At 43.0% G+C, this 22,035-nt stretch carries 25 protein-coding genes; 17 read left to right on the forward strand and 8 right to left on the reverse strand.

The features are described from left to right. Positions 1-47: 47 nt before the first annotated feature. Together trmB and E0H88_RS00695 are read right to left on the reverse strand one after the other, a co-directional pair. On the reverse strand, positions 48-764 hold the full coding sequence (gene trmB / locus E0H88_RS00690; RefSeq protein ID WP_131272731.1) for a tRNA (guanosine(46)-N7)-methyltransferase TrmB: 717 nt from the start codon (positions 762-764) through the stop codon (positions 48-50). 130 nt (positions 765-894) lie between these two features. Further along, positions 895-2,343, reverse strand: coding sequence for a SulP family inorganic anion transporter (locus tag E0H88_RS00695; protein WP_092818951.1), 1,449 nt, complete (start codon positions 2,341-2,343; stop codon positions 895-897). 218 nt (positions 2,344-2,561) lie between these two features. On the opposite strand from E0H88_RS00695, the gene E0H88_RS00700 reads away from it, so the two are divergent. From E0H88_RS00700 to E0H88_RS00710, 3 genes are all read left to right on the forward strand, one after another. After that, positions 2,562-3,173 carry a glutathione binding-like protein gene (locus E0H88_RS00700; protein ID WP_092818456.1) on the forward strand — a complete coding sequence of 204 codons (612 nt, stop codon included), beginning with the start codon at positions 2,562-2,564 and terminating at the stop codon, positions 3,171-3,173. Positions 3,174-3,359: 186 nt separating this feature from the next. Continuing rightward, entirely contained in the window at positions 3,360-3,941 is a 582-nt protein-coding gene (locus tag E0H88_RS00705) for an NAD(P)H-dependent oxidoreductase (RefSeq protein ID WP_131272732.1), read from the forward strand. A gap of 26 nt (positions 3,942-3,967) precedes the next feature. After that, complete coding sequence (locus E0H88_RS00710) at positions 3,968-4,288, forward strand: putative quinol monooxygenase (RefSeq protein ID WP_131272733.1); 321 nt, start codon at positions 3,968-3,970, stop codon at positions 4,286-4,288. Between the two features lie 62 nt (positions 4,289-4,350). Here the strand turns inward: E0H88_RS00710 and E0H88_RS00715 are convergent, their stop codons facing one another. The 5 genes from E0H88_RS00715 to E0H88_RS00735 all read right to left on the reverse strand — a co-directional run bounded on the left by E0H88_RS00715 (position 4,351) and on the right by E0H88_RS00735 (position 7,117). After that, complete coding sequence (locus E0H88_RS00715) at positions 4,351-5,136, reverse strand: thiazole synthase (RefSeq protein WP_131272734.1); 786 nt, start codon at positions 5,134-5,136, stop codon at positions 4,351-4,353. Between the two features lie 11 nt (positions 5,137-5,147). Further along, positions 5,148-5,345: a sulfur carrier protein ThiS gene (thiS, locus tag E0H88_RS00720; RefSeq protein ID WP_131272735.1), complete on the reverse strand. Its 198-nt coding sequence runs from the start codon at positions 5,343-5,345 to the stop codon at positions 5,148-5,150. Positions 5,346-5,361: 16 nt separating this feature from the next. Further along, positions 5,362-5,727, reverse strand: coding sequence for a DUF423 domain-containing protein (locus tag E0H88_RS00725; RefSeq protein ID WP_092818451.1), 366 nt, complete (start codon positions 5,725-5,727; stop codon positions 5,362-5,364). 146 nt (positions 5,728-5,873) lie between these two features. After that, positions 5,874-6,743, reverse strand: coding sequence for an RNA polymerase sigma factor RpoH (gene rpoH, locus E0H88_RS00730; protein ID WP_092818450.1), 870 nt, complete (start codon positions 6,741-6,743; stop codon positions 5,874-5,876). A 140-nt stretch (positions 6,744-6,883) separates the two neighbouring features. Further along, positions 6,884-7,117, reverse strand: coding sequence for a sulfurtransferase TusA family protein (locus tag E0H88_RS00735; protein ID WP_131272842.1), 234 nt, complete (start codon positions 7,115-7,117; stop codon positions 6,884-6,886). Between the two features lie 382 nt (positions 7,118-7,499). On the opposite strand from E0H88_RS00735, the gene E0H88_RS00740 reads away from it, so the two are divergent. Both E0H88_RS00740 and rhlB read left to right on the forward strand, forming a co-directional pair. Beyond that, complete coding sequence (locus tag E0H88_RS00740) at positions 7,500-7,712, forward strand: cold-shock protein (protein ID WP_004648643.1); 213 nt, start codon at positions 7,500-7,502, stop codon at positions 7,710-7,712. 99 nt (positions 7,713-7,811) lie between these two features. After that, the gene (gene rhlB, locus E0H88_RS00745; protein WP_131272736.1) at positions 7,812-8,963 is read left to right on the forward strand and encodes an ATP-dependent RNA helicase RhlB; all 1,152 of its coding nucleotides are present in this window, start codon (positions 7,812-7,814) and stop codon (positions 8,961-8,963) included. 125 nt (positions 8,964-9,088) lie between these two features. Here the strand turns inward: rhlB and E0H88_RS00750 are convergent, their stop codons facing one another. Further along, complete coding sequence (locus E0H88_RS00750) at positions 9,089-9,469, reverse strand: hypothetical protein (RefSeq protein WP_092818447.1); 381 nt, start codon at positions 9,467-9,469, stop codon at positions 9,089-9,091. 228 nt (positions 9,470-9,697) lie between these two features. Here E0H88_RS00750 and E0H88_RS00755 point away from each other — a divergent pair, with 228 nt between their 5' ends. The 12 genes from E0H88_RS00755 to E0H88_RS00810 all read left to right on the forward strand — a co-directional run bounded on the left by E0H88_RS00755 (position 9,698) and on the right by E0H88_RS00810 (position 22,035). Next, positions 9,698-10,273: a nitroreductase family protein gene (locus E0H88_RS00755; protein WP_092818446.1), complete on the forward strand. Its 576-nt coding sequence runs from the start codon at positions 9,698-9,700 to the stop codon at positions 10,271-10,273. A gap of 33 nt (positions 10,274-10,306) precedes the next feature. After that, complete coding sequence (locus E0H88_RS00760) at positions 10,307-11,380, forward strand: NAD(P)H-dependent glycerol-3-phosphate dehydrogenase (protein WP_092818445.1); 1,074 nt, start codon at positions 10,307-10,309, stop codon at positions 11,378-11,380. Positions 11,381-11,451: 71 nt separating this feature from the next. Further along, complete coding sequence (gene sixA / locus E0H88_RS00765; protein WP_092818444.1) at positions 11,452-11,907, forward strand: phosphohistidine phosphatase SixA; 456 nt, start codon at positions 11,452-11,454, stop codon at positions 11,905-11,907. Positions 11,908-11,937: 30 nt separating this feature from the next. Next, the gene (gene gspL / locus E0H88_RS00770; protein WP_131272737.1) at positions 11,938-13,077 is read left to right on the forward strand and encodes a type II secretion system protein GspL; all 1,140 of its coding nucleotides are present in this window, start codon (positions 11,938-11,940) and stop codon (positions 13,075-13,077) included. After that, positions 13,077-13,556, forward strand: coding sequence for a type II secretion system protein M (locus E0H88_RS00775; protein WP_092818442.1), 480 nt, complete (start codon positions 13,077-13,079; stop codon positions 13,554-13,556). The genes gspL and E0H88_RS00775 overlap by 1 nt, the downstream gene beginning before the upstream one ends. A gap of 90 nt (positions 13,557-13,646) precedes the next feature. Beyond that, on the forward strand, positions 13,647-14,657 hold the full coding sequence (locus E0H88_RS00780) for a quinone-dependent dihydroorotate dehydrogenase (protein WP_131272738.1): 1,011 nt from the start codon (positions 13,647-13,649) through the stop codon (positions 14,655-14,657). Next, entirely contained in the window at positions 14,654-15,238 is a 585-nt protein-coding gene (locus tag E0H88_RS00785) for a CvpA family protein (protein WP_131272739.1), read from the forward strand. Before E0H88_RS00780 ends, E0H88_RS00785 begins: the two co-directional genes overlap by 4 nt. Positions 15,239-15,262: 24 nt before the next feature. Next, positions 15,263-16,801 (forward strand): amidophosphoribosyltransferase, encoded by a 1,539-nt coding sequence (gene purF / locus E0H88_RS00790; protein WP_092818439.1) that lies wholly within the window; start codon positions 15,263-15,265, stop codon positions 16,799-16,801. A gap of 129 nt (positions 16,802-16,930) precedes the next feature. Beyond that, complete coding sequence (locus E0H88_RS00795) at positions 16,931-18,781, forward strand: M48 family metalloprotease (RefSeq protein WP_131272740.1); 1,851 nt, start codon at positions 16,931-16,933, stop codon at positions 18,779-18,781. Between the two features lie 97 nt (positions 18,782-18,878). Continuing rightward, positions 18,879-19,544 (forward strand): hypothetical protein, encoded by a 666-nt coding sequence (locus E0H88_RS00800; RefSeq protein ID WP_131272741.1) that lies wholly within the window; start codon positions 18,879-18,881, stop codon positions 19,542-19,544. After that, a complete protein-coding gene (locus E0H88_RS00805) occupies positions 19,541-20,509 on the forward strand; it encodes a 2-hydroxyacid dehydrogenase (protein ID WP_131272742.1) in 969 nt (322 codons plus the stop codon). Before E0H88_RS00800 ends, E0H88_RS00805 begins: the two co-directional genes overlap by 4 nt. Positions 20,510-20,595: 86 nt before the next feature. Further along, on the forward strand, positions 20,596-22,035 hold the full coding sequence (locus E0H88_RS00810; protein ID WP_131272743.1) for a M48 family metalloprotease: 1,440 nt from the start codon (positions 20,596-20,598) through the stop codon (positions 22,033-22,035).

The following is a 22,035-nucleotide window of genomic DNA, read 5'->3' on the forward strand; positions in this document are numbered from 1 at the left end:
AAAAAATGGCTCATTGATATGAGCCATTTTTATGCTGTCAATTAAGGTTATTTGATTTTCTTGAACAGAAAATCATTGATTTTATGACCTTCCTCTAAGCCGCGACGCTCAAACTTGGTTTGCGGACGCCAGTCCGGGCGAGGGTAGCTGTTGCCTTTGCCGGCCATATTTTCAAGGTTTGGACGGTTATCCAAAACATCCAGCATCCATTCAGCATAAGGTTCCCAATCGGTTGCCGAGTGGAAGGTACCGCCCATTTCCAGTTTCTGTTCAACCAGCGGCATACGGTCGTGCGATACAAAGCGACGTTTGAAATGACGTTTCTTTTGCCATGGATCAGGGAAATACAGCTGGATCGCGTTAATGCTGTTGTCAGGCATTTCACGCAGTACCTGAATGGCATCGGCATCAAGCAAACGTAGATTGGTTAAGCCTGCCATACCCGCTTCATACACACATTGCGCAATACCCGGAACATGCACTTCAATACCGACATAGTTACGCTCAGGGTTGGCTTTCGCCATCAGCACCAGTGAACGTCCCATACCGAAACCGATTTCTACAGTAAGCGGACGTTCTGGATGTTCAAACTGCTGACGTAAATCACCCACCGGATATTCCAAAATTAGGTGACCATATTGTTCAAGCGCAGTACGTTGAGAGGTATTCAGCGGAGATGAACGACGCATAAAAGTGACAATTTCGCGATGTTCATTCAAGTTGTCCAGCTCTACGACTTGCTGGTCTAATGGATCGTTCGACATAATTTTGGCAAATGTAAAAAATACGAATGCGGTATTTTAAGTCCTGAGTCTGACAAGTCAAACTTTTCTCGGTTTTTTCGGTCGCTAAAAGTAGCTTTAAAAATAAAAGAACCCGAAAGCTGTTTATCTTTTATGAAGATTGATTGTATTGAGCAATCAAGGTGCTGCTGGCTTCGTTCAAGCCTATCACTTCAACCTCAATAGCTTGATCTTTAAATTTCTGCACCACGTTATTCAGCATATTCACTGAAGTAATATCCCAAACATGGGCATGACTCAGATCGATCACAACTTTGGAAACATTTTCTTTAAAGTCAAAAAACTGGAAGAATTTTTCTGAACTGCTAAAGAAGATTTGCCCGGTAATCACATAGTGGCGTTGCTGATTGTGCAAGGTCGATTGTACTTTCACTTCACTTTCCAGCTTGTTGATAATGAACAGTGCAGACAGCAGCACACCAGTCAACACGCCCAAAGCCAGGTTATGCGTTGCCAGTACCACAATCACCACAGCAATCATCACCACATTAAATGCAGCAGGATGCTGACGGAACTGTTTGACCGAGTCCCATTGGAAAGTGGTGAAGGCTACCATCACCATAATCGCCACCAATGCTGCCATGGGCACATAAGCCAGCCAGTCTTTAAAAAAAACAACCAGACAAAGCAAGAACACGCCAGCCACTAAAGTTGACAGTCGGGTACGTGCACCTGAAGATACATTAATGATGGACTGGCCGATCATGGCGCAACCTGCCATACCGCCCATAAAGCCACTGACAATATTGGCAATCCCTTGGCCGCGACATTCCTGATGACGGTCGGATTCCGTTTCAGTCACCTCATTAATTACTGTGGTGGTCATCATGGTCTCCAGTAAACCGACCGTGGCTAGAGTGATGGAATAAGGGAAGATGATTTGCAGCGTTTCGAAGTTCAGCGGAATGCCTGGAATCAGGAAAATTGGCAAAGTATCCGGAAACTGTCCCAAATCACTGACGGTACGCATGTCGGCACCCAGTAAAATAGCTAAACCACTCAGTACCACAATACAGATTAAAGGTGAGGGAAGGGTTTTGCCAATTTTGGGCAAATAAGGAAACAGATAAATGATGCCCAGACCCAGTGCCATAAATAAATAGCCTAAGCTATCCATTTTGCTCATTTCCGGCAGTTGTGCGGCAAAAATCAAAATGGCAAGGGCATTTAAAAAACCATAAACTACGGACTGCGAAACAAAACGCATCAGTTTTGCCACTTTAAAGTAGGCTGCAATCACCTGAATGATCCCGGTTAAAATCGTGGCAGCCAATAAGTATTGCAGCCCATGATCTTTCACCAGGGTAATCATCAATAATGCCATGGCACCCGTAGCCGCAGATATCATGGCAGGGCGACCGCCAAAAAAAGCAATCGTTACGGCTATACAAAAAGAGGCATATAAGCCGACTTGCGGGTCAACACCTGCGATCGCCGAAAAAGCGATGGATTCGGGAATTAAGGCTAAACCTACCACCAGACCCGCCAATACATCGGTACGGATATTGGAAAACCATTGTTCTTTTTTCAGGTTAATCACGCTAATTGATTTCACAAATTTTAAAGATGCGTATGGTAAAACAAGTTCAGTCAAAAAAGCATACGAGTTTGACTTGAAAATATGCGTGATTTATACAATATTCAAAGAGTAAGTGATTTTTATACATTTACGCTTTTTTGCAATTTACAGGTTTGATCACTTGAAAGTTTGTTAGAAGCAATTTAAAACAGTGAATAGATATATAACAAGGATCAGGTATGAAGCTTTATTATTCTCCAGGTGCATGTTCTTTGGCATCACACATTATTTTAAATGAAATTAATGTTGATTTTGACTTGGAGCGCGTTGATTTAAAAACACATAAAACTGAAAAAGGAACAGATTATTACGAGATTAACCCTAAAGGTTATGTTCCTGCCTTAGAAATTAATCCGGGTCTGATTCTTACTGAAAACGTTGCCATTTTACCTTTCCTTGCTCAGCACGACCCTAAACAAGATTTGATTCCACCATCAGGACTAGGACGTGCCAAAGTTCTGGAATGGTTAGGATATTTAAACTCAGAATTACATGATGCTTATGCAGTTTTCTTTGGGGCTCCCCTAGAAAAAGAAGCGAAAGAAAAAGCTTATGCCGAAATCGACCGTTTATTGACTTATATCGATAAAGCAATTGGCGAATCAGATAACGATTATCTGGTAGATGATAACTTTGGTCCGGCAGATGCTTATCTGTTTGTACTCACAAACTGGTCGAATGGTATTGGTCATGATCTTACGCCGTATAAAAATATTATTGCCCTGCGTAATAAAGTGGCAGAACGTCAATCAGTACAGATTGCCATGCGAGATGAAGGCTTGATTCCTTAATTCTCTTCATTGATTTGAAAAAGCACCTGAGGGTGCTTTTTTAGCTTTAAAAATTGGTTGGAAGCTGCTTGATCAATAATTTTATTGTTGATTTTTTATCAATAGTATTTTGCAAATACATGAATTTTTATCAATAAGGTATTTAAGTATATTGACCGCTGACAAAGAATCCTCAAAGGCGAATAAATGAGTAATATCCTGATCGTAAATGGTGCCAAGCAATTTGCACACTCGAATGGCGAGTTAAATGACACTTTAACTGAGTTGGCAAATGCTGTGCTGAGTGAATTGGGGCATGGCGTTAAAATTTCCCGTGCAGATAGCGACTATGAAATTCAGGAAGAAATTCAAAAATATCTATGGGCAGATGTCATTATTTATCAAATGCCGGGCTGGTGGATGGGTGCACCTTGGACAGTAAAAAAATATATGGATGATATTTTTACCGAAGGGCATGGCACTTTATATGCCAGTGATGGCCGATCGCGTTCGGACGCATCGAAAAAATATGGTTCAGGTGGTCTCATTCACGATAAAAAGTATATGTTGTCCTTAACCTGGAATGCACCCATCGAAGCGTTTAATGATCCTGAGCAATTTTTTCAGGGTGTCGGGGTCGACGGGGTTTATTTGCCCTTTCATAAAGCCAATCAATTTTTGGGTATGCAAAGTTTAGAAACTTTCATTGTGAATGATGTGATTAAGATGCCCAATGTTGCTCAATATGAACATGACTATCGTCAACATCTGATGAATATTTTTGCTTAATTGATGGGTTGTTTAGGGAGTAGGTTATGTTGATTGTGATTGCAGATATTCAGATTCGCCCGGGTGTTCAACATCGTGAAAATGTATTAAATGCCTTTAGGAATATAACACCTGTTGTTTTGCAGGAAGAAGGCTGTCACGGTTATGAATTACTGGTAGATCATGATTCAAATGTTCATTATCAGACTAAAGTGCCTGATTCAATTACCATGTTAGAACAGTGGGAAAGTATTGAACATTTAAATGCACATTTACAGACTCCACATATGCAAGCCTACCAGCAGCAAGTTAAAGATGATGTATTGGATGTAAAAATCCGGATTATGCAGAAAGGGCTAAACCGTTAAGTGCATTTTCTTGAAATATAAAAAAGGCGATCTATATCGCCTTTTTTATTGTTGAATTAAAATTATTTAAAGAAGTAACCGGTTTCAGGTGAGCTGGCATTGGCCATGCGTTTACGTGGCATACGGCCAGCAAGGAATGCTTCACGACCAGCCTCAACGGCTTTTTTCATTGCAGAGGCCATTAAAACCGGATTTTGTGCAGCGGCAATGGCGGTATTCATCAGTACGCCATCACAGCCCAGTTCCATTGCAATCGCGGCATCACTGGCAGTACCGACACCGGCATCGACCAGTACCGGAACTTTGGCATTTTCCTTAATAATGGAAATGGTATGCGGATTTAAAATGCCCAGACCTGAACCAATCAGACTGCCCAAAGGCATAATCGCTACACAGCCCATACTCTCCAATTCCTGAGCAATAATCGGGTCATCCGAGGTGTAGACCATAATCTCGAAACCGTCGTCAATTAAGGTACGTGCTGCTTTTAAGGTTTCAGTGACATTCGGGTAAAGGGTTTTTTCATCACCCAGCACTTCCAGTTTCACCAGGTTGTGCCCATCCAGCAGTTCACGCGCCAACATACAGGTACGCACGGCACTGTTGGCATCAAAGCAGCCTGCAGTATTGGGCAGAATGGTATATTTTTCTGGCGGCACAACCGAAAGCAAATTCGGCTGATCCGGATGCTGGCCGATATTGACCCGACGGATTGCGACAGTGACGATCTCTGCACCGCTGGCCTGAATGGCTAAATCGGTTTCGGTTAAATCTTTATATTTACCTGTACCGACCAATAAGCGTGAATTAAATGTACGAGAACCAATTATAAGTGGGGTGTCTTCCATGGGAGCTCCGATTAACCGCCACCGACGGCATGAATAATTTCAATATGATCTTCAGCGCAAATCGGGGTCTGTGCCAATCTGCTTTTGGAAATGATCATTTCATTCTGTTCTACAGCAAAACGTTTACCTTCAAGTTCAAGCTCTTGAATTAATTCTAATAGATTGGTGCATGTGGTATTTGTTGCTTCGCCATTTAAATAAATCTGCATCATTCATTCCCTTTATTTATTTCACGTATTTAAAGGCATTCCACGCCAGAACCAGCCAGCCAGCAATCATCAAAGCACCGCCAATTGGAGTAATGGCACCTAAAACGCGGGGTAGGCCTAAGGCCATGACATACAGTGAGCCACAGAAAAAGAAAATACCGACCTGAATCAGGATAAAGCTGGCTTTAATGGGAAGCTGGGGAAGCACTTTGGCTAAAATGGCAAGCGCCAAAAGTCCAAGCGCATGATAGAAAAAATAATCAGTTGCGGTATGCCACCAGGCCAATTGAGCTTCAGTAGCACGTGTTTTTAAGCCATGGGCACCAAAAGCACCAAGCATGACGGCAAAAGCTAAATTGAGGGCTGAAATTGCAATCCACATAAGCAATGACCACCTGAATAAATTTGCGCATAACTTAGCATATTCTGGCACTTGCACGAAAGGCAAAAAGCAACATTACCGCAGCCTAAAGATGAAAAAAGAGCACTCAGCCCTTTTTTCAAAATACCCTACATGTATTCGACCACTTAGTTGGATGACATAGCCACTTTAATTTTTTCCATGGCATTTTTTTCAAGCTGGCGAATACGCTCGGCAGACACGTTATATTCTGCAGCCAGCTCATGCAGTGTCGATTTTTCATCATCCAGCCAGCGACGCTGTAAAATATTGCGTGAACGGTCATCCAGTTGATCCATCGCATCATGCAGGGCAGAAGTACTTTGTTCTTCGTAATCTTCTTCTTCAGCCAAACGTGCCGGATCGTAGCGGTTATCTTCCAGATACAAGGCTGGAGCGACGTGGGTTGAACCTTCATCGTCATCATCACCTTGTGCTTCAAAAGCAGCATCATAGGCAGTCAGACGGCCTTCCATTTCCAGCACCTGTTCAGGCGTGACATTCAAGTCATTGGCAATGGATTGTGCTTCGTCCAGAGTAAGTTTTTTACTGGACTTTTTTAAGCTGCGTAAATTAAAGAATAATTTACGTTGGGCTTTCGTGGTGGCAATTTTAACAATACGCCAGTTACGAATCACGTATTCATGAATTTCTGCTTTAATCCAGTGTACGGCAAATGACACCAAGCGCACGCCCATATTCGGGTCGAAGCGTTTCACGGCTTTCATTAAGCCGAGGTTGCCTTCCTGAATCAGGTCGCCTTGCGGCAAACCATAACCGGCATAACTGCGGGCAATATGCACCACAAAACGTAAATGAGACATCACGAGCATTTTCGCAGCATCTAAATCTTGGTCGTAAAAGTAGCGTTCGGCCAACTCTTTTTCTTGTTCAGCCGTTAAAATAGGAATCTGATTGACAGTACTAATATAAGCACCGAGATTTACCCCTGGTGCCGATAATGACAGGGGCATCAATTGATTGCTGCTGTCACTCATGTGTTCTCCTTGAGAGTTGGATGACATAACCATCTTAATAAATTTATCTTAATCCAATATTTCCCTGAAATTAGGAAATTTGGGTAGAGAAATGTAATTTTTTATGCACATTTGAAACGTTCTAGTTTAATTGAAAATAATTAAGATTCAATTAAGTAGTGATACTCAAAATCAGAAATTTTGGTCATATTGCAGTTCATTTGATGCATCGAACAATAACGCGTTACATCTTGCTGACTATGCGGATCTGAAGACTTGAGTAAAAAAATGCCGCCAGAATTATTCTTAATTGCTCGTTTAAGCATCAATAAGGGCATGGGGCAAGGCTTGCCCATCGCATCAATGATTACTGCTGAATTGGCCAGATCATTCATCACATTCAATATCTAATTCAATTTAGTTAAATCTTAGCAAATTTGGTGCCAAAGCCCAATAAAATTATATAACTTCAACATAAAAGTACTTATCTAAAATAAGGAAATAATTAGTAAAAAAGAAGCGGAATCAAAAAGAAGATTAATCAAAAAAAACAGTATGAATTGTCATAAACCCGTGTTAAGCTCGTCGCGTATTCAAAATTAATGACGCTATTTCAGCTGTCTTAAAATGAATATCGCAATGGATGTAACCGGGATTTTGTTAATAGTAATACAGAATGATTACAAGCTTAGAAATAATAATTATTTTTAAACCTTGTTTACTCTGCTGTTTGCAACACCGGGTGGTCCTTTAATTAAATACAATGAGGATTAACTTATGACAGCTCGTGAACAAGGCGTAGTTAAATGGTTCAACGACACTAAAGGCTTCGGCTTTATTCAACGTAACGGCGGCGACGACGTATTCGTTCATTTCCGCGCTATCCAAGGTGACGGCCACCGTTCACTTCGTGATGGTCAACGTGTTGAATTCAGCGTAGTTAAAGGTCAAAAAGGCTTCCAAGCGGAAGAAGTACAACCTTTAGACTAATCGCCTGATTATTCATGAGAACGCCCCAATGTAATTTGGGGCGTTTTTGTTTATAATAGATTCTTATTTTTCCTGATCATTAAGTTAGAGCACCTTTATATGTCATCTGGTTTTGAAACCTTAAATTTACATCCGAAACTGAAACAGGCGATTGATGCTTTAGGTTTCAAAGAAATGACACCTATTCAGGAAAAGGTTTTAAAATTCACTTTGGCTGGACATGATGCCATTGGCCGTGCACAAACCGGTACAGGAAAAACAGCGGCTTTCCTGGTCAGTGTCATTAATGATTTGCTGAATAATCCGATTAAAGAACAACGCTTTCGTGGCGAGCCGCGTGCGCTGATTCTTGCGCCTACACGTGAGCTGGCTTTACAGATTGAAAGTGATGCCAAAGAGCTGACCAAATTTACCGACCTGCATCTGGTGACTTTGCTGGGTGGGGTAGATTTTGATAATCAGAAAGCCCAGCTGGATAAAAATTTTGTCGATATTATTGTGGCGACACCAGGTCGTTTAATCGACTTTGTAGAACAAAAAGAAGTCTGGCTGGACCAGATTGAATTTTTGGTGATTGATGAAGCAGACCGTTTGCTGGATATGGGCTTCATTCCATCGGTAAAACGTATTGTGCGTTTTTCTCCACGTAAAGAACAACGTCAAACCTTAATGTTCTCTGCCACCTTTAGCTATGATGTGTTGAATCTGGCGCAACAGTGGTTGTTCGAACCGGTGACTGTGGAAATTGAGCCGGAAAAGAAAACCAATGCCGATGTAGAACAGCGCGTGTATATGGTTGCCAAAACAGATAAATATAAGTTGTTGCAAGAAATCCTGCGGGATGAGCCGATTGAAAAAGTCATGATTTTTGCCAACCGTCGTGACCAGGTACGCAAGCTTTATGATCACCTGAAAAAAGACGGTTATAAGGTGGTGATGCTTTCAGGTGAAATTGCACAGGACAAGCGCCTGAAAATGCTGGATCAGTTTAAGAACGGTCAGCATAATATTATGATCGCAACCGATGTTGCAGGTCGTGGTATTCATGTGGATGGCGTTTCACATGTGATCAACTTTACCTTGCCTGAACAGTCAGATGACTATGTTCATCGTATAGGTCGTACCGGTCGTGCGGGAACGCGTGGGGTAAGTATCAGTTTCCTGTCTGAAGATGATGCGTTCTATCTTCCGGAAATTGAAAAAGCCATTGGCCAGAAATTACCTTTGACCCGTCTGGAAGGCTATTGCTAGTTTTAAGAAATTTATTTCAGCATTAAGAATAGATAAAACAAAAAGCCGCTTCAATAAGCGGCTTTTTTGTTTGGGCTTTAGACAGCTTTATTCAATGAAAGATGAAACAGGCCACTATTTAGATGCTAGTTGGCTCGACAAGTGAAGGTCAGTACGGTTTGATAGTCTTCATCGCGTGCCAGACTGCCACTTTTGCCAGCCAAGGTACCAAGGACCGTGGTTGCAGCCTGAATCATTTGTCCGGTTTGCTCATCGACTACCCCTTTTAAGGCACCGTTGTATTCAGTTTTTTCATTCACGATGACAGGGGTGGCTTTTTTACCACAGGCATTATTTGCTGCAGTAATCGCGTTATTTTTAGAAATTAAACTGCTTTTACCAATTCCCGTCACTTCATATTGATTATTTTCTTTTTGAATCGCTAAAGATGTGGTCGGATTGGATGCACAGGCAGTTAAGGCGAGAGCAACGGCAACTGTTGAAGCGAGTGCAAAGACGTGTTTCATCTTTTTCCCCCTGGATTGTTTTAAAGAGAATTTAAGCTATTTGAACATGATTTTTTGAATGATTTTTGAAGGGCTTGTATGAAATATGCAGCTTTATATGAACTCTCTGTGACTGAAGCTTAGTTCAGTCGGCCATTGTGGAGTAGACATTCAATTAACGCTCTAGAGTAACGGAACAAGATTATGCTAATCTTGGTGAAATATTTTAGTAAACAGATATCAAAGTCAATGACGGATTCAGCGGTAGATACGGTTCATCAGAATATTCATCAGCGTCAGTCGATTGGGCATTTGGTTGAGCCTGCTCCGAATGCAGAGCAACTGGAGAAAGCCTTTCAGGCGGCTTTGACTGCGCCGGACCATCATCGGTTAAAGCCCACCCGTTTTGTTGTTATTCCGAGTGATCAGCGTGAAGCTTTTGGGGAGTTGCTTTCCAGAGCTTTGGCGGATTTAGGTGAAACTGATCCTGTTCAATTGGATCGGGTAAAAAATCATCCATTTCGTGCACCATTACTGGTTTTGGCCTTAACCCAATTTCAGCCCCATCCGAAAGTGCCTAATTTTGAACAGACCTTAAGTTCAGGCGCAGCAATTGAAAACTTCTTGTTGTCTTTGCAAGTGCAGGGCTTTTCAACCATGTGGCGTAGCGGGGCAGTGGTTGAGTCGCCATTGTTTAAGCGAATCTTGGGGCTGTCAGAAGATGATTTAATTTCTGGAATTATTTATATTGGAACCGCAGCGAAAGCGATTCCAGCGCGTACAGCAGTGGATACACAAAACTATGTCAGTTATTGGAATAAGTAACTGTATTGAATCATAATTTGAGATATAAAAATAATGTCAGAGTTGAAATTTTCAGATCTTGTTGAACCGGTTGCAATTGATCAAAAAACGGCCTTGCGTGTAACCGTGTTGGGTGGTGGCAGTTTCGGTACGGCAATGGCCAATACTGCTGTACGCAATGGTTGTGACACCATGATCTGGATTCGTGATGAGGCAGCAGCAGCAGAAATTAATCAGACCCATATCAATAAACGCTATTTACCCGATTTTGTTTTGGAGCCGGGTTTAAAGGCGGTATCGGATTTAGAAACGGCTGTCTGTAATCGTGACATTATTCTGGTGGCTATTCCTAGCCATTCTTTTCGAGATGTACTGAAACAAATCAAGCCTTTTATCAGCTCGCAGGCCGTCATTTCTCTAACCAAAGGCATTGAGGCGAAAACTTTCCATTTCATGAGCGATATTATTCGTGAAGAATTGCCTCAGGTTCCCTATGGTGTGCTTTCCGGGCCGAATCTGGCCAAGGAAATTATGGCCGGGCAACCTGCAGGAACGGTGATTGCCAGTCAATCTGAACTGGTACGTTATGCCGTACAGCAAGCGCTGCATAGTGCATTGTTCCGGGTTTTTGGTAGCGATGATGTGCATGGTGTGGAACTGGGCGGGGCATTAAAAAATATCTATGCGGTTGCCATGGGCATGGCTGCTGCTTATAAGGTGGGTGAAAACACCAAGAGCATGATTCTGACCCGTGCACTGGCAGAAATGAGCCGTTTTGCAGTGAAACTGGGTGCAAACCCGCTGACATTCCTGGGATTGTCTGGCGTAGGTGACTTGTTTGCTACCTGTAATAGTCCGCTCAGCCGTAACTATCAGGTGGGTTTTGCCTTGGGTTCAGGTAAGACCCTGGAACAGGCCACTCAAGAATTGGGTCAAACTGCGGAAGGGATCAATACCATTGTGCAGGTGCGCAGCCGTTCGGAAGAATTGGGTGTGTATATGCCAATTACCAGTGCTTTATATGATGTGATTTTTGAAGGTGCGCCACCTTTAAGCATTGCACTTTCACTCATGAAAAATGGCCACCGCAGTGATGTAGAATTTGTTTTACCTCATAATGAAGTGTAATTTTTAAATCATCTTATTGCGTTCATAAAGCTTGGTTATAATGGCTGCATATTTGAAAATAAGGAATTTTTATGCAACTTACCTTAGTCCGTCATGGTGAAGCCGCTCCTGCGGTGCATGGCAATGATGACAAGCGTCCTTTGACCGAGCGTGGACATACGCAGGCCCAACTTACCGCAGAATATTTAAAGGATATTATCCGGCCTGATGCCTTTGTGGTGAGTCCTTTATTGCGTGCGCAGGAAACCCTGGCACATTTGCAACATTATTTTCGTGATGTACCCGTGCTGGTATGCAATAAGATTAAGCCGGATGATGACGCAAAATTGGCAGTGGACTGGCTGTCTCAGCTTCCTTATGAGTCTATTGTGGTAGTGTGCCATATGAATGTGGTGGCGCATATTGCAGCATTGTTGACAGCAGAACCTTTTCATCCGTATGCTCTGGCTGAAGCGCGGATATATGAACAGGCAGTGATTGCAACTGGTTTATCAACACAGTTAAAAAGTTTTATTCCAAACGCATAAAATATTAATTAAAACGGCAGAAAAACATTAATGTTGTATTTATGGATGCCTGAAGCCAATGGGGTTTGGCAATGGTCGACTGGAGAGAGCTGGTCTCAGGCCTCTAGTCTTGAACAATTAATTCAAGATATTCAAGGCTATCATGGACAGGAAGCGATTGTATTTTTTCCCAGTCGCGATGTACAAATGCTGCAACAGAGTCTATCCAGGCCCCAATACAAGAAATTGGGTGCGGATGGGGTGAAATATTTATTAGAAGAATTTGTGGTTTTACCCATCGATTCAATGAAAATATTGCATCATTTTCAAAATCCAGATCAATTGATCATTTTAGGTGTAGCTAATAGCACCGTTGAAACCTTACAACATGCCTTGAACTTAATCCCGGTTAAGGTCGTTTCCTTATTACCGGATTTTCTTATTTTACCGGTTCCAGAGGTGGGGCAAACCATCATTGCGAATCTGTCAGGACGCTTGCTGGTCCGTGAAAGCGAATTTATGGGCAATTCGGTAGATGATCTGGCACTTTTTTTAGATTATCAGACTCCGGGACAATCTTATAAAATCAGCAACTTTACTGCTGAACAAATGCAAAGCCTTGAAGCCATGGTGACGCATGAACGGATTGAATCTTTTCATTATGAAGTACCGGTATTAAAAAAAGCGCAACATCATCCTTTTAATATTCTGCCTAAAGCTAAAAACAGTCAGGGTATATCGGGCTATTGGAAAGCGTGTGCTGCAGTCTTGGTTGCTGCTGTTGTGGTCCAGTTTGGCTATGACGCAACACGCTGGTATAAATATAAAAAAGTGGCAGACCAGACTGCATTACAAGCCATTGATCAGTATAAGTACTGGTTTGGTCAGAGCAGCCGTGTGACCGAGCAGAATTTAAAAAGCCAGTTTGAAAGTCATGTACGCTTGAATAAAAGTGCCAACACTCAAGCTTTGCAGTTGTTGAGCCGGATTGGTCCGGTACTGATGCAAAATCAGATTGTGGCTAATCGGATCAATTATGATGCTTCTATTTTAAATATGGAATTGAAAGCCAACTCTGCGGCTGCTTTGCAAAACTTGACCCAGCAGCTCAATCAGCAAGGCTTTAAGGCAGAATTAGGCAATATTCAGCCCAATGGTGCAGGTGCAATTGGATTGGTGAAAATACAATAATGAATACATCAGAAAAACTGCAAAACTCGATTGACCAATTCATTGAACGAGTCACGGATTATCTGGATCAGCTGTCGCAACGTGAACGTTATCTGGTGATCTTTACCACGATTTTTGTGCTGGTTGCGGCCATTGGTTCGGCACTTTGGTATATGCATGCCGCTGCGAATAAACAACAGAATCGGGTCAATGACTTTAAAGACATGATCGTATGGATGCAAAGCAATGCAGTGACCATGAAAGCTGCAGATGATGTGCAGTTAAGTGCGGCAGATAAAGTCCAGCGCGTTGCCCAGCAGCAGGGATTGTCTGTGGCATCCCAACAAACAGGCGAGCAAATCCAGATTGTTGCGGCACATGAAAATTATGCCATTTTGGCAAATTTTTTAACCCAATTGGCGCAGATGGGTCTAAGTCTTGAGAAAATAGAATTAATTTCCGAGGCGGGGCAGATTAAATTAACAGCGACAGTGCAATAAAGGGTAAAAATAAAGATCTGCTAAGCATGGTGTTTTCTCCGGGCTATGCCTATAATATGGCGACTTAAAAAGCAGTAGACTTTTATAGATATGTTGTATTCTCTTGCCCGCCCTTTGTTGTTTTCTTTAGCACCGGAGCGTGCACATGAGCTCACACTATCGTTATTGAAATCAGCCCATCGCATGGGCATGATGCGTCAAAACGTAGCGTCCAAACCTGTAACCTGTATGGGAATTGAATTTCCCAATCCGGTAGGTTTGGCAGCCGGTTTAGACAAAAATGGCGCTTATATTGATGCCCTGGCTGGACTGGGATTTGGTTTTATTGAAATTGGAACCATTACACCACGTCCCCAATCGGGCAATCCGCATCCCCGTTTATTTCGCTTGCCTGAAGCCAAGGCCATTATTAACCGTATGGGATTTAATAATGACGGGGTAGACAAGCTGATTGAAAATGTCAAGGCAGCAAAATTCAAGGGTATTTTGGGTATTAATATTGGTAAAAATGCCGATACTCCTGTTGAAAATGCCGTTGATGATTATCTGATTTGCCTGGAAAAAGTTTATAACTACGCTTCCTATATCACGGTCAATATTTCATCGCCGAATACCAAAAATTTGCGCAGCCTGCAAAGCGGCGATGCCTTGACCGAGTTGCTGCAAACCTTGAAAAAGCGTCAGCTTGAACTGGCGGAAGAGCATCAGCATTATGTGCCTCTGGTGCTGAAAGTTGCACCGGATCTGAGCAATGAAGATATTCAGTTCATTGCCAAACAGTTAATCCAGTTTAAAATTGATGGTTTGATTGTGACCAATACCACCTTGTCTCGTGAAGGGGTGGAAAACCTGAAATATGGTAATGAAGCGGGTGGCTTGTCTGGTGCTCCTGTATTTGAAAAAAGTACCGCTTGTCTTGCCGCTTTTGCTAAAGTATTACAAGGTCAGATTCCATTGATCGGGGTAGGCGGGATTTTGTCTGGCGAACAGGCCGTTGCGAAACAGCAGGCAGGTGCCAGCCTTGTACAAATTTATAGTGGCCTCATATATACAGGTCCAGCCCTGATTAAAGACTGTATTGATGCTTTAAACACGCCATGAATACGCTGGATATCTTCATACTGATTATTTTGCTCATTGGAGGGCTCAACGGTTTGCGACAAGGATTGGTTTCAGCCTTTGCGAACTTGGTAGGATGGGTTTTTGCACTCATAGTCGGTGCAAAATACGCTACCATCCTGGCACCTTCGATGGTCTCACTCAGTGGAGATCCAGTAGTACAAAAAATAGCAGCTTTTGCATTTATTGTATTGCTGATGGTGGTTTTAACCTGGATTATTACTGCCTTACTCAACAAGATATTAAAAAGCCTGAAACTTGGCCCGTTAAACCGTTTGGCGGGTAGCGCTTTTGGCTCTTTAAAAGGTTTATTGATTGTACTCATCACCATGCAGGGCCTGGGCCCCTGGGTGGAAAGTTCTCCGCACTGGAAACAGTCTAAATTTGTACAACTCCTTATTCCGTATGCACCCTGGGCGACTGAACTTTCTAAAGAAGCGGCGCAAGGGGCACTTTCTCATATCAAGTCTGAAGATGCAGCGTCATCTTCCGACACATCGTCTGAAAAAACGCAGAAACATGCAGTGCGTACAGGCGAATCAACAAATAATCCTTTTTATTAATCCTAGCTTGTTTGCGAGGTTGCTATGTGTGGAGTAGTTGGTATAGCTGGTAAGTCACCCGTTAACCAAATGTTGTTTGATGCATTGACGATGTTACAGCATCGTGGTCAGGATGCAGCCGGAATAGTAACCTGTCATAACGGGCGGCTATTCCTGCGTAAAGACAACGGTATGGTGCGAGATGTCTTCCATACGCGTCACATGCGTGCCCTGCTAGGCAATTACGGTATTGGTCATGTGCGTTATCCGACAGCGGGTTCTTCAAGCAGTGCAGAGGCACAGCCATTTTACGTGAACTCGCCTTACGGGATTACCTTGGCGCATAATGGTAACTTGACCAATGCTGAAGAAATTCATGAAGATTTGTTTAAAACAGATCTTCGTCATATGAATACCGATTCGGATTCTGAAGTATTGTTGAACGTTTTTGCGCATGAAATGCAGAAAAGTGGCAAATTGAATCCAACTCCGGAAGATATCTTTAATGCGGTGTCACGTGTACACGAGCGCTGCAAAGGTGCTTATGGGGTCGTTGCCATGATTACCGGACATGGTCTGGTGGGTTTCCGTGACCCGAATGGTATTCGTCCACTGATTTATGGTTCGCGTGAAACTGAAAACGGCACTGAATATATCATTGCTTCCGAGTCTGTGGCGATTACCGCTCTAGGCTTTAGGGTTGAACGTGATATCGAGCCAGGCGAAGCCATTTTCATTACCTCGAAGGGTGAGTTGTTTAGCAAGCAATGTGCGGTTAATCCTGAATATCGTCCTTGTATCTTTGAATATGTGTATTTTGCACGTCCAGATGCCATTATTGACGGCATTTCAGTGTATAAAGCACGTTTAAAAATGGGTGAAAAGCTTGCCAGCAAAATCATCCGTGAATGGGGAGATGAGCACGACATCGACGTGGTGATTCCAATTCCAGATACTTCACGTACTTCAGCTTTAGAGCTTGCAAATACTTTGGGTGTTAAATTCCGTGAAGGCTTTGTGAAAAACCGTTATATCGGGCGTACCTTCATTATGCCTGGCCAGAAACAACGCGAGAAATCAGTACGTCAAAAGCTCAACCCGGTTGAACTGGAGTTCAAAGGCAAAAACGTTTTACTGGTAGATGACTCGATTGTACGTGGTACCACCTGTAACGAAATCATTCAAATGGCTCGCGATTCGGGTGCGAAAAAAGTATTCTTTGCTTCGGCTGCACCGATGGTGAAATATCCAAACGTGTACGGTATTGATATGCCAGCAAAAGCGGAACTGATTGCATCGAACCGCAGTGTTGAGGAAATCCGTGAAATTATTGGTGCAGACCGTTTGATTTTCCAGGATCTGGAAGATCTAAAAGGTGCAGTTCGTACTAACAAGGTACCGGCATTACAGGAATTTGACTGTTCGGTGTTTGATGGTGTGTATGTAGCGGGCGGTATCGATGAAGCTTATCTGGATGAACTGGAAAGCAAGCGTAACGACTCTGCTAAAAAGGCTCAAGATGGTTATATTGATGTCAATATTGATGCAGCATCAGTAGACTTGACTGGTGTGAAAGAAGAATAAATTCTTCTGGCATACCATGAAAAGCGGGAAATTCCCGCTTTTTTAATTTATGATGTGTGAATAAATACAATGTAATACAGGAAATTTACATTGAAAAGTGCGGGTTATTTGTTCATAAAAAATAAAAATATGGTTTGGTCTGCAAGTATTTGTCTGCTTGCGGTGCTGCTTTCGTTATTTATTTTAAATACTATTGTCGGATTGAACGTTTTCTATTTTGACCAGACTCAATCCATCTTCTGGCATGTACTGAGCCCTTATCTGATTGTGCTTTTGCTGAGCGTAATGGCTATTTCTGTATTGTATGAGTTTTATGTCTTTCGTTCAGGCGGACACTCACTGGCAAAACAGATGGGGGCTCGCCGCTTAAGTCTTATCGAAAGTATTCCTGAAGAAAGCATTGCCCTTAAAATTACTGAACAACTGGCGGATACTTTTTTAATTGAGGCACCGGCAATCTATGTGCTTCCCGATGAAGTTGGCGTGAATGCGCTGACCGCAGGGTTTTATCCGCGCGATATTGTGATTATTTTGACTTGGGGCGCTTTACAGAATCTGGATGAATTGGAACTTTATGGTTTGCTCAGTCATGAGTTTAATAAAATTCTGTCTGGTGAAACCGCTGAAAACACCCGCTTAAAAATTCTCTACAGTAGTCTGAGCACTTTGAGCCAGTGGGGCAGTAAAATTGCCAAACTGGGTTTTACCAAGCATGGTCAGGCACATACACATAAATTTGCCACTTCTTTCGTGGCCCTGGGAGGAATAATCTGGTTGATTGGAAGCCTGGGGGTGTTGATTACCCGTCTGATTAAATATATTTCGCTGGGTAGCCGGACCTTTAAAAATGACCAGAAAACCAGGCGCCTGATTCAAAACGATGCCAATGTGCAAACTTTACTCAGAATTTATGTCCATCATTCAGGTTCGCAAATTCACAGTGAATATGCCGAATCCATTTCGCACATGTGTTTTGCCAACTCTTTAAGTCCACAAAACTGGATGAATATTCATCCCAGCATCGAACAGCGTATTTATGAATTGAACCCTGGTCTGGTGCAGGATTTGCAGCTTGAAAATTTAAAAAAATTGCGTAATCAGCCACTATTCAGTCTGTTTCGTTCGCTTGATGAGCTGAACAGTGAAGTCTATACGCCGTGGAGTTCACCACAGCCGTTGCCATTGCTGCGTTTATCACCAATCAGTTTTGCGATTAATGATGCCATCAAGCCCTTAAAACCAGAAATTCGCGACAACATGCAACGTCCTGAACTGATCCAGCGGGCATTGCAGACTGCAACCGGTTCACGCGAGGTGATGGTGGCGATTTTAATGATTCGCCAATACCGTGAATTTATTCCTGCCGAGGCAGAAGTCAGTCGCGCCATTGTCGATTCATTGCTGCATCTGGATGGTCGGGTGCATATCTCCATCTTTTACGAAGCCTGTAAAAATATCGGCACGATGCCTGCGACCATTGCACGCCAGTTTTTAATGAAACTGGCGCGAATTATTCAGGAAGATGGGGAAATTGGTCTGCTGGATGCTTTATTGCTGGAGTGTGTGAAATTTGAATTAAATCTGCTGCCATTGCATACCCCGACTTCACTGGAAGATGTCAAGCCGCAGATCGTACGCCTGATTGATGCCTTGTTGCATGTACAACAGATTAATAGCCAGAATCAGCTCGATGTGCGGAAAAAAATTCTCCACCGGGTATTGACGGTACAGGAACTGGAAATGTATGCCGAAATTTCGGATGAGCCAATTGATCTGGCAGAAATATTAAATGATATTGCGGGTTTGCTGCTTCGTGACCGTTTAAGTATTTTAGGGGTTGCTGAGTTATGTTTGTGGAATGACCGCATTATTACCCAGGACGAGCTTGATGTTCTGCAGCTGCTGTATTGGCGTTTTGGTTTTGAAACCGATGAAATTGTCGAGTTGATGCAGAAGAAAAACAGTTTAATGATTGTCTGAACAAGCTGCGATAAAATGGGTGATGATTCAATAAAAGCACAGCAAAAAATCAGTAATCTCGTTAGAATACCCAGTATTCAATTGGTGATGAAGAAAGATGATCGGGCATCAGCGTGACATATTGGCAACATTGGGGATCGATATCTGGATTCCCCGGGATGTTGCATGTCAAAAAATGCCATCTTCATCGCTGTGGCGAGATCAGGCTGCAGCTGAATATCAGACTGAAATTGTGCTGGAAAAAACGCCAGCTGTATTGCCATTAGAGCTTCAAGAAAATCAAAATCAAGCATTTGAACATGTCGAGCCGTTGAGTGCTCCAGTTGCAGCAAGTGTAGAAAAAGCTGAAGTTGTTGCTGAAGTGATTGCAGAGCGTGCAGCACTACAAATAGCAGCGTTCCAATTGCAGGCCTTGAGTTTGCTACATTGTGTCATTGTGGTCGATGCAACCGAAATCACCGCCGAGCAGCAGCAGCTTTGGAATAATATCCAGCATGCGGTGCTGGCTGAATATTATGAATTGCAGTGGCCATTTCCTTTGATGAACTTTCAGGATGGTCATGGCGCGGAAAGTTATGTGCAAGGCTTTTTAGACGCAATCACTGCAGATAAAAACATTATTTTTCTCGGGCAATGTGCTTATTTTAAACATTCAAAAAGCATCAATCTGGCGGGTTTGCAGGAAATGCTGGATCAGCCCCTGTTAAAAAAACGCTTGTGGCAGTTTATGCAAAAATCGCCTCTCAACACGGATGGAACATGAACAAGAAAGTCGTGGTTTTTAGCCAGTTAGATCGGGATATCCTTCAGCGATTACAACAACAATATCAGGTGGTCATTATCAACCCGAAACAGGGTGATGTGAATGAACAGATACGTGAACAGGTGAAAGATGCCGATGGCATGATTGGTGCAGGGCGTTTGCTCAATGCAGATAATTTGGCGACAGCACAACAGCTTAAAATTATTTCCAGTGTCAGTGTGGGCTATGACAATTATGATCTGGCCTATTTAAACCAGCAAAAAATCTGGTTATCCAATACCCCGCATGTATTAACTGAAACCACGGCCGATTTGGCTTTTAGCCTGCTGATGAGCGCAGCACGTAAAGTTCCCGCCCTGGATCAATGGACCAAGCAGGGCAATTGGCAACGCACTGTGGGGACGGCACAATTCGGGCAGGATATTTTTGGTAAAACGCTCGGCATCATCGGTTTGGGCAATATCGGCGCTGCGATTGCACGGCGTGGTTTTTATGGTTTTAACATGAACATTCTTTACCATAACCGCCGTGAAAAACTGGAACTGGCACAGCCCTTAAACGCCCGCTACTGTGCCTTGAATGAGTTGTTGAAACAGTCTGATTTTGTGGTGGTCGCTGTGGATTTAAATGCAGAATCCCAAGCTCTGATTGGGCAGCACGAGTTCGATCAAATGCAGCCACATGCAGTTTTTGTCAATATTGCCCGTGGTTCCGTGGTGGATGAGCAGGCAATGATTGATACGCTCAAAGCAGGTAAAATTTTTGCTGCCGGACTGGATGTCTATGCCAAAGAACCTTTACAGGCATCAGAACTTTTTGCTCTGGAAAATGTGGTGACTATGCCGCATGTGGGTTCTGCGACTGCGGAAACGCGTAAAAAAATGGCTGAACTGGCTTATCGTAACCTGGTTGAGGCCCTGGAAGGACGTACACCTCCTTATTTGGTGAATCCTGCCTTTTCTTAAAATTTGATAACACTTCATTGCAAATTGCTCCAATTTTCAATGTTATATTCGGATAAATTGAAAAAAAGCAGTTTGAGTACATCACATTGAAACGGTTTTTATGGGCTTGCAACATCACTTTGATTTCAGCCATGGCATTAACGCACAGTGCAAATTTCAATTCAACGCCGCAATTGAATGTTCCTGAAATTGGCAGTGGGGTTGGTCTGATTGACCAGCAAAAAGAAAGAATGATTGGTGAAAAAGTCTTTCGTGAAGTACAGCATCAAATGCCCGTTTTGCAGAATCCATGGCTGGAAGATCAGTTGGGGAGTGTATTTTCACATATTTTAAGCCAGACCCAGCTGGGTCAGCCCATAGGTCTGGTGATTATCAATGATCCGCAAATCAATGCTTTTGCTGTTCCGGGTGGGTTATTTGCCATCAACACGGGAATGGTGATATCTGCCCGAAATATGGATGAAGTCGCTGGAGTGATGGCGCATGAAGTGGCGCATGTGTCACAACGTCATTACAGTCGTTCACAGGAAGCTTTTAAGGGGCAGGGCCTGTTAACCTTGGCGGGATTGCTGGTCGGTGCGCTGATTGCTTCTCAAGCGGATGGCGATGCCGGAACTGCAGTGATGTTGGGTTCTCAGGCAGCGATGATGGATAAACAGCTGAACTATAGCCGTAATCAGGAGCGTGAAGCGGACCGGATTGGCATGCAGTATATGTATAGCGCAGGCTATAATCCGCAAAGTATGGCGGATTTTTTTGAAGTGATGGACCGGGCAACCAGTAAAGTCAGTTTTCTGCCTGATTTCTGGCTCACCCATCCACTCAGCACCGAGCGGATGAGTGAGGCACGTTTAAGGGCTAATCAATTTCCCCGTATAAAATCAAATTTACATGATGAAGATTTTGAAATCCTGAAATGGTATAGCCGGGTCATTTCAAATCAGGCGACGGAACAGCAACTCCAGGTTTTGGCAAATCGAAATAATTTTGCCGGCCAGCTGGTTTTATCCGCATTTTATTTAAAACAGGGCGATTATGTTCTGGCACAGCAGGTTTTGAATCAGGCGAAAGCACAGCAGCGTTTAAATAACTTATTGGTTTTAATTCAGACCGATATTTATTTGGGACAAAATAAAACCGAGCAAGCCTATCAGGCCGTTCAATCGGCAGCACGGATCATGCCGGAAAACCGGGCTTTGGCTTTTAAGCTGGCAGAAGTCTATATCCGTCAAAAAGAGCCTGTACTGGCATTCAGCCTGATTCAGCGCTTTATCAATAAAAATCCGCGTGATATTCAGGCCTGGCGCCTGATGCAGCAAGCGGCCAATATAGACCGGCAGTCACCGTTTAGAACGGTGAATGTGCTGCGTTACCGGGCAGAAGTGGAATACTGGTCAGGATTGGAAGAAAATGCGATTAAATCCTTATTGCATGCCCAGCGCCTGATTAAAGATAATGAAATGCTGGCGGCAAAATTAAAAGCACGGATTCAGGAAATGCAAAAAGAGCGACAGCTCAGAATTTAG

This window comes from Acinetobacter sp. ANC 4216, assembly GCF_004331195.1.
In the GTDB taxonomy this organism is placed as follows: domain Bacteria; phylum Pseudomonadota; class Gammaproteobacteria; order Pseudomonadales; family Moraxellaceae; genus Acinetobacter; species Acinetobacter kookii.

What these genes read in the sequence shown, in the direction of transcription:
- E0H88_RS00715 (WP_131272734.1), bottom strand. Translation starts at nt 5,136, where the DNA reads ATGGAAGACACCCCACTTATAATTGGTTCTCGTACATTTAATTCACGC.
- trmB (WP_131272731.1), bottom strand. Translation starts at nt 764, where the DNA reads ATGTCGAACGATCCATTAGACCAGCAAGTCGTAGAGCTGGACAACTTG.
- E0H88_RS00700 (WP_092818456.1), top strand. Translation starts at nt 2,562, where the DNA reads ATGAAGCTTTATTATTCTCCAGGTGCATGTTCTTTGGCATCACACATT.
- E0H88_RS00735 (WP_131272842.1), bottom strand. Translation starts at nt 7,117, where the DNA reads ATGAATGATCTGGCCAATTCAGCAGTAATCATTGATGCGATGGGCAAG.
- E0H88_RS00780 (WP_131272738.1), top strand. Translation starts at nt 13,647, where the DNA reads ATGTTGTATTCTCTTGCCCGCCCTTTGTTGTTTTCTTTAGCACCGGAG.
- E0H88_RS00775 (WP_092818442.1), top strand. Translation starts at nt 13,077, where the DNA reads ATGAATACATCAGAAAAACTGCAAAACTCGATTGACCAATTCATTGAA.
- sixA (WP_092818444.1), top strand. Translation starts at nt 11,452, where the DNA reads ATGCAACTTACCTTAGTCCGTCATGGTGAAGCCGCTCCTGCGGTGCAT.
- E0H88_RS00710 (WP_131272733.1), top strand. Translation starts at nt 3,968, where the DNA reads ATGTTGATTGTGATTGCAGATATTCAGATTCGCCCGGGTGTTCAACAT.
- gspL (WP_131272737.1), top strand. Translation starts at nt 11,938, where the DNA reads ATGTTGTATTTATGGATGCCTGAAGCCAATGGGGTTTGGCAATGGTCG.
- E0H88_RS00705 (WP_131272732.1), top strand. Translation starts at nt 3,360, where the DNA reads ATGAGTAATATCCTGATCGTAAATGGTGCCAAGCAATTTGCACACTCG.
- E0H88_RS00755 (WP_092818446.1), top strand. Translation starts at nt 9,698, where the DNA reads ATGACGGATTCAGCGGTAGATACGGTTCATCAGAATATTCATCAGCGT.
- E0H88_RS00785 (WP_131272739.1), top strand. Translation starts at nt 14,654, where the DNA reads ATGAATACGCTGGATATCTTCATACTGATTATTTTGCTCATTGGAGGG.
- E0H88_RS00795 (WP_131272740.1), top strand. Translation starts at nt 16,931, where the DNA reads ATGGTTTGGTCTGCAAGTATTTGTCTGCTTGCGGTGCTGCTTTCGTTA.
- E0H88_RS00740 (WP_004648643.1), top strand. Translation starts at nt 7,500, where the DNA reads ATGACAGCTCGTGAACAAGGCGTAGTTAAATGGTTCAACGACACTAAA.
- rhlB (WP_131272736.1), top strand. Translation starts at nt 7,812, where the DNA reads ATGTCATCTGGTTTTGAAACCTTAAATTTACATCCGAAACTGAAACAG.
- E0H88_RS00800 (WP_131272741.1), top strand. Translation starts at nt 18,879, where the DNA reads ATGATCGGGCATCAGCGTGACATATTGGCAACATTGGGGATCGATATC.
- E0H88_RS00760 (WP_092818445.1), top strand. Translation starts at nt 10,307, where the DNA reads ATGTCAGAGTTGAAATTTTCAGATCTTGTTGAACCGGTTGCAATTGAT.
- E0H88_RS00750 (WP_092818447.1), bottom strand. Translation starts at nt 9,469, where the DNA reads ATGAAACACGTCTTTGCACTCGCTTCAACAGTTGCCGTTGCTCTCGCC.
- purF (WP_092818439.1), top strand. Translation starts at nt 15,263, where the DNA reads ATGTGTGGAGTAGTTGGTATAGCTGGTAAGTCACCCGTTAACCAAATG.
- thiS (WP_131272735.1), bottom strand. Translation starts at nt 5,345, where the DNA reads ATGCAGATTTATTTAAATGGCGAAGCAACAAATACCACATGCACCAAT.
- rpoH (WP_092818450.1), bottom strand. Translation starts at nt 6,743, where the DNA reads ATGAGTGACAGCAGCAATCAATTGATGCCCCTGTCATTATCGGCACCA.
- E0H88_RS00805 (WP_131272742.1), top strand. Translation starts at nt 19,541, where the DNA reads ATGAACAAGAAAGTCGTGGTTTTTAGCCAGTTAGATCGGGATATCCTT.
- E0H88_RS00725 (WP_092818451.1), bottom strand. Translation starts at nt 5,727, where the DNA reads ATGTGGATTGCAATTTCAGCCCTCAATTTAGCTTTTGCCGTCATGCTT.